Raw genomic sequence first — 6,231 nt, forward strand, 5'->3', positions numbered from 1 at the left:
TACGGGCCTGGGTAATTACATCCTGGATCACCTCAGTCGGCCGCCGCCGCGACGATGCCCGCACTGTGACGCCGATCTCAACCTGCCACACTGAAACCAATCTGCCAAAGTAGTGCTAGTGGTCTGAGTTAGAGGTTCTTTGACAGAAGCGTCCGACGCTGGCGAGGATGGCGTCGGCGGATTTCGTCCAGACGAAGGGCTTCGGGTCGGCGTTGGTCTGGTCGATGTAGCCGTGGATCGCGGTTTCGAGATCGTCGGTCTGTGTGAAGACGCCGCGTTGCAGGCGTTGGCGGGTCAGGAGGGCGAACCAGCCCTCGACGAGGTTAAGCCACGAGGCGGAAGTCGGGGTGAAGTGCACGTGCCAGCGCGGGCGCTTCACCAGCCAGTCGTGGATCAGCTTGGTCTTGTGGGTGGCGGCGTTGTCGAGCACGAGATGGACGTCGAGGTCCCTCGGCACGCTCAGTTCGACCTGATCGAGGAAGGCGCGGAACTCGACCGAACGATGCCGACGTGTGCAGCGGCCGATCACCGTCCCCGCCCGAACGTCGAGGGCGGCGAACAAGTCGGTGGTGCCCTGGCGGCGATAGTCGTGGGTTCGGCGCTCTGGCTGGCCGGGCCGCATCGGCAGCACGGGGGCCGTGCCGGTCAGCGCCTGGATCTGCGGCTTCTCATCGATGCACAGCACGACGGCGCGGTGGGGCGGGGCCATGTACAGGCCGACCACGTCCCGGAGCTTGTCGACGAAGGCGGGATCGGTCGAGAGCTTGAAGGTCTCGGTCTTGTGCGGCTGGAGCCCGAAGGCGCGCCAGACCCGCGAGACCATGCTCTGGCTCATCCCGACCCGCCGGGCCATGGCGCGCGTCGACCAGTGGGTGGCGTTCTCCGGCTGGGTCTCCAGCGTGAGGGTGATCATCCCCTCGATCGCCGTGTCCTCGACGGCACGCGGCGCACCGGAGCGAGGCAGGTCGACGAGGCCGTCGAGGCGGTGGGCGAGGAAGCGGGCGCGCCAGGTCGTGACGCTCGGACGGCTGACCCCGAGGCTGCGGGCGATGCCAGTGTTCGTGGAGCCAGGCTCGGCGCAGGCCAGCACGATCCGGGCACGCTGGGCCAGCGCCTGACCGACGTTGCGGCGACGCACCAGGCCTTCCAGCCGCACATGCTCGTCCTTGCTCAGCTGAAGTTCGGCCGGTTTGGGACCACGGGCCATCGCGGATACCTCCTCGCGGAAGCCAAGCAGATGGCTCTGACCTCCCAAAACCGCAAGGAAACCTCTAACTCAGACCACTAGAAGACCATCAGGAAGGCCTTCGCCGCCTTCAGCCCAACCGAATGCCGAAACTACATCACCGCCGCAGAATACGACGCTTGTGACCCAATCTGAGCGGACGCCGCTTTAGTCGGCTTTTTAGAAGAACTGAATAATTTGCAATAACTTTATTAAACCCTATAGGCTGATTGGTTTTCTAATTTTTATTTGTCCCACCCGTTGTTTTTCCGTGAAGGCTAAAAGAATAAAATCTCCACTCGTCAAACGGCTCCGCATTTTATCGATGTCGATATGGCGAAGATCGGCAAAAACCAGCTTAACATCAAATCCGATTTTTGGATCTCCAAAAGCAAAACCAGCCGCAATGACATCAGCACGGACAGGATTATTGACAGTAATAAGAGAAAATTGCTGTTCGTCTAACTTTATAGCATAATGTGTTACCTGTTCATCAACCCATTTACCCACAGCCCATCCCGATATAAATAATTTTTCGCTATTTACAATGATTTGATCAACTGCTCCGGTAATGCAATCACCCAGAATATAATAATTATTATTTTCAACGATTAAATTTGAGGCTAGCGAGTTATTATTTTGCCCTTCTCTAAACGCTTCCATAGAACTCAGATTATGCAAACTCCATACTAAATATTCTTTTTCCTCAAGTAATGTCACGAGTAAGTTTCTGGACGCTTCCGGGAAATACCCATCCAATATGAAGCATTGGTGGTCTTCTTTAGGAATAATTTCAGATATAAACTCTCGAAACAAGTCTGGCTGAGCAACTAACCTTTCGATCGCAACATGCGCCTCATGTGCTAAGTCAACTTTGAACAAGCTTTCTTTTAGATTATTACTCGCCTGCCAACTTCCACTCGCTAGGCGAGCAAATAAAATGTCAAAGCTTGAGAATAAGAACTTTTTATTGTAGTCAAATAATGAGCGGACTAGAGTCGTTTTACCAGAATTTGACTCTCCGGAAACAATTATTGCGGTCCGTTTCATCCGCCGAATATGTACAACCCATCGCTGAACTGGATCGCCGACTTGATGAACACTTTGACCAACAACTCTAAAAGCGTGTTTCTGTAAAATGCTCTCCAATTTTGAACGTGTGGGAAATAATCTCGTATCAAAAGCTCTTGTAACTTCTTCCCACCTCTCATGTGCCCCTGGGACGATCCCAATTTCAAGAACTAATACGCCGGTGCGAGTTAATTTATCAACCAACTTATCAATAAGTTTCTCTTGATCGCGAGAATAATGAATTGCAGATGCTAGAAGAATTACATCATAAAGCCTATTATCATTCCAACTATCAAAATCAGCACAAACGAAATCTCCAAATGGACATCTACTATTTGCAATCTGCAAAGCCTCGCGGCTTGCATCCAAGCCCGAAACTTCTTTTGCTCCCAAGGACGCCGCAATCCAACAAAAAAAACCTTCGTTGCAGCCTACATCTAGAAAAGAACGCCCTTTTAACTCAGGCAATTGAAGCGCGCTTAACTTGCCGTGGGAGTCTGAATGACCGCGATTCGGACCAAATGATTGATATGAATTGTTATTCATTTGGCCTTATCTCCTACGTATATACCTGAAATCTGCTTTCTAAAAGCCACCTCACTCTTTTGTGGCTTTGTAGCTCGAGGAGTATGATCGTCGCCGCTTACAGAGAGATTTGGATTGTAAAACGGGTCACCATTTTGGATGAAGTCACCCCAGCGCTGTACAAATAATAAAGTGTCATCCTGGTGAGACAACAAATCCGACGAGACCTTTCTAGTTATCGATTCATAATGGAATAAAACAGTGCTACCATCGTACAAATTCTTCAATCCTTTCTCACGTAACCGAAGACATAAATCGACGTCATTGAACCCCACTGCAAGAGTTTCGTCTAGTCCGCCTACATCGAGATATACATCAGCTCTTACCATCAAGCAGGCACCCGTGAGTGCGGAAACATCTCGGCACGCAGTCAAAGAACTATTATATCCTGGAGCGCGTTCCGTTCCTGAATACGCACTACGAAACTTGCTTGCGTGTTCGGCAGGACCATTAAGCCCAATAATCACTCCAGCATGTTGGACCTGCAAATTTTCGTATATGAGCATGGGTCCAACTGCCCCCACTCCTGATCTACCAGCAAGGCTTCTCATTCGTGCCAGCCAACCCGATTCAATAGCCTTTATATCATTGTTTGCCAACATTACGAAATCACAATCACGACCATAAGCCAAGATTGCCATGTTATTCATCTGGCTGTAATTAAAATCGCCGCTGTAGTGCATCACAATATGCTCGGCACGAAGTTCTTCCAAATAATCAATTGTATCTTTTTCATCGGACTCATGATCGACAATTACGAGACGATATTCGCGAGCGTCAGTAGTTTGCATCAAAGAATCCACAAATCCTTTCAAAAATAGAAACTTATTCTTAGTCAAAACAACGATTAAAGTCATGCCAGGAACATGGGGCCAATCAATATGGTATGTATTGAAAATTGGCCCTTTGCTGACCTTGGATCCTGGATATATTCGATCCAATGAGCTTTGAATAGCCTTCGATGTTGCATTGTAAACCAGATTTTGCCGTGAATGTCCAGTGCTTGAACCATGAGTTCGCCAACGATATAGAACCACTGGAATATGGCTAACAACGTTAGAATATTCAATAGACCGCAAAACAAAGTCAACATCGGCCGAAATGTTCATTGATTCATTGAGCCCCCCTACTTTCTTCGCCAACGATTTACGACACGCAATGAAGTGCACAAAATAGGGATGCGTAAGATAATAATCATGACTGAATGACGGTCTTGCAACCAACGTTAGTAAATCATCAATCGACTCACCCGTAGTTATTTCGTCTGAGTAAACTAGATCGACATCCTTATCTTCAAATGCGCAAGCCACTAAATAAGTAGCATAGGGCTCTAAATAATCATCATGATCCATAAAAGCTATAATTTCGTTTGCTGCTGCCTCAATACCAAGATTAGTTGCACGGCTAATCCCGCCATTTGTTTTTGCTGTCACTATTTTGATTTTGTTGTCGGAATTGGCATAAAACTTAAGTTCCGCCGAGACCCTTGGGTCGGTCGACCCGTCATCTACGCAAACTAGTTCCCAATTTTGAACCCATTGACTTTTTACACTTTCTATTGCTTCACGCAACCAATCTGTTGGCGTATTAAAAACCGGCATAATAATGGAAATTGATTTGATGTTGCGATGTCCAATTCTTCGGCGAAATCTTGTCAATAGATCAGGTTGCAATTCACGTCGATAATTCAAGAAACACTTCGCCCACTCGACCGTTTTTATGATTGCTGGCGAATTATGAAGTTGTTGTTCTTTCCCTCGGATGCGAACTTCGATAATATCACCGTCCTGGAGTCCGCAGTCTTGTAGCGAGATACGAAAGCCGACTTCTTGCCTTTCAATACCTATACTCTTAACATCAGGACGAAGAATATCAGCCGTTCCCGATGCAATTATGTTTCCTTTAAAGAAAACGTCAATATCCACCGATTTAGAAGAATCGTCTTCGTCGCAGGCCCACCCCGTGACAAATCGCTCATTCGCTTCGTCGAGGTAGCCTATTAAGGAAAATCCCGGTAAGGGCGGCGTATAATTGGATTGTGCTATTACAATTCCGGTATCGCTGTGTCGTAATTGTACTGTTTTTGCATCAACGAACGTCAAAATCGGATCAAATTGCACTGTGAATCCACAGCGAGACGAGGGATATCCTGCGGCTTCAACATCCGTGCGATCCTGATAAGGTTTTCCTTCCGCGACTAAATTTCCATCAATAAGAATTTCAAACTCGCATAGACCAGTCGGATCGGAAAGATCTATCACCCACCCCGATATTTCTTTTCTGTTAACAAAGTCTATGGATCCAGCAAATCGAGGTGGATGGATTGTTGTCGGTTTAATTATCCCAATGTAGGTACAGGCAGTTACAATTCGCACGCTTACATATTGACCTATTTTCTCAGTCTCGCTCATGTTGATACTAAAACCGCAAATCTCTGTCGGATACCCAGATTGCAGAACATCTGGTCGAGGCAAGTTTGCAAATCCCCCAGCAATGACTTTACCATTGCTTATTATCTCGACTTCTAGTGGCCGAGTAGGGAAATCAAGATCAATTGCCCATCCGCTGATTTGGTTATCAAAAAAACCGTCGATTGATGATGCTATAGATGGCAACGCATTCCGCCCTTCTGTAGGCCTAGGGATTCGCGCGCTTATAGTAGCTTGCGCATGAGGCTCCTGGCGCTTAACCTTCTCTTTTCGCTGTGGTACGTTAGCGCGATTGATATGCCTTTTTCAAGGGGATCTCGTCGCAAGTACCTGTTCTGCTGAGACCCCGTTTCATAACGGAGTGAGCGGCTTGTCGGTTGGGTGAGCGGCGGGTGTCGCGGGCGTTGGAGGAGTGTCTGACGCTCACCCGAGAGGCCCCATGTGGACGCCCGCCGATCTGCGATCGGCCCGCCGCCCGTGCCGAGCTTGCGCGCGAGAGCCTGCCGTATGCAACCTGCCTGAGCGAGGCCGAATGGGCGGTGGTCGAGCCGTTGCTGCCCGCCCCGGCAGCGATCGGCCGTCCGCGGCGCTGGCCGATGCGCTCGCTATTCGACGGCATCCAATATGTCCTGCGCGCCGGCTGCGCTTGGCGGCATCTGCCGCTGGAGTTTCCGCCGTGGGGCACGGTGCACCGCTGGTTCTTGCGCCTGTCGCAGGCGGGTGTGTTCGAACGTCTGGCCCATGCCCTGACGATGGCTGATCGCGAGCGCGCCGGACGCGCGGCCAGCCCGAGCGGCGCCATCCTCGATGCCCAGGCCGCGCGTCCGGCGCGCTCGCGATCAGCCATCGTCAGGGCATGGGCCAGACGTTCGAACACACCCGCCTGCGACAGGCGCAAGAACCAGCGGTGCACCGTGCCCC

Annotated in this window: 4 protein-coding genes; 1 reads left to right on the plus strand and 3 read right to left on the minus strand. The window is 50.1% G+C overall.

Features of this window, described 5'->3' with window-relative positions; genetic code table 11:
- Window positions 1-115: 115 nt before the first annotated feature.
- From COGEMETH_RS24525 to COGEMETH_RS24535, 3 genes are all read right to left on the minus strand, one after another.
- The gene (locus COGEMETH_RS24525; protein WP_238185285.1) at window positions 116-1,207 is read right to left on the minus strand and encodes an IS630 family transposase; all 1,092 of its coding nucleotides are present in this window, start codon (window positions 1,205-1,207) and stop codon (window positions 116-118) included.
- A gap of 237 nt (window positions 1,208-1,444) precedes the next feature.
- Window positions 1,445-2,842: a methyltransferase domain-containing protein gene (locus COGEMETH_RS24530; RefSeq protein WP_238185286.1), complete on the minus strand. Its 1,398-nt coding sequence runs from the start codon at window positions 2,840-2,842 to the stop codon at window positions 1,445-1,447.
- Entirely contained in the window at window positions 2,839-5,496 is a 2,658-nt protein-coding gene (locus COGEMETH_RS24535) for a glycosyltransferase (RefSeq protein WP_238185287.1), read from the minus strand. The genes COGEMETH_RS24530 and COGEMETH_RS24535 overlap by 4 nt, the downstream gene beginning before the upstream one ends.
- Before the next feature lie 269 nt (window positions 5,497-5,765).
- On the opposite strand from COGEMETH_RS24535, the gene COGEMETH_RS24540 reads away from it, so the two are divergent.
- Window positions 5,766-6,231 (plus strand): transposase (locus tag COGEMETH_RS24540; protein ID WP_373875428.1); only part of this gene is annotated, 466 nt, incomplete at its 3' end.

Source organism: Methylobacterium trifolii, assembly GCF_022179685.1.
Lineage (GTDB): Bacteria > Pseudomonadota > Alphaproteobacteria > Rhizobiales > Beijerinckiaceae > Methylobacterium > Methylobacterium trifolii.

What these genes read in the sequence shown, in the direction of transcription:
- COGEMETH_RS24525 (WP_238185285.1), bottom strand. Translation starts at nt 1,207, where the DNA reads ATGGCCCGTGGTCCCAAACCGGCCGAACTTCAGCTGAGCAAGGACGAG.
- COGEMETH_RS24530 (WP_238185286.1), bottom strand. Translation starts at nt 2,842, where the DNA reads ATGAATAACAATTCATATCAATCATTTGGTCCGAATCGCGGTCATTCA.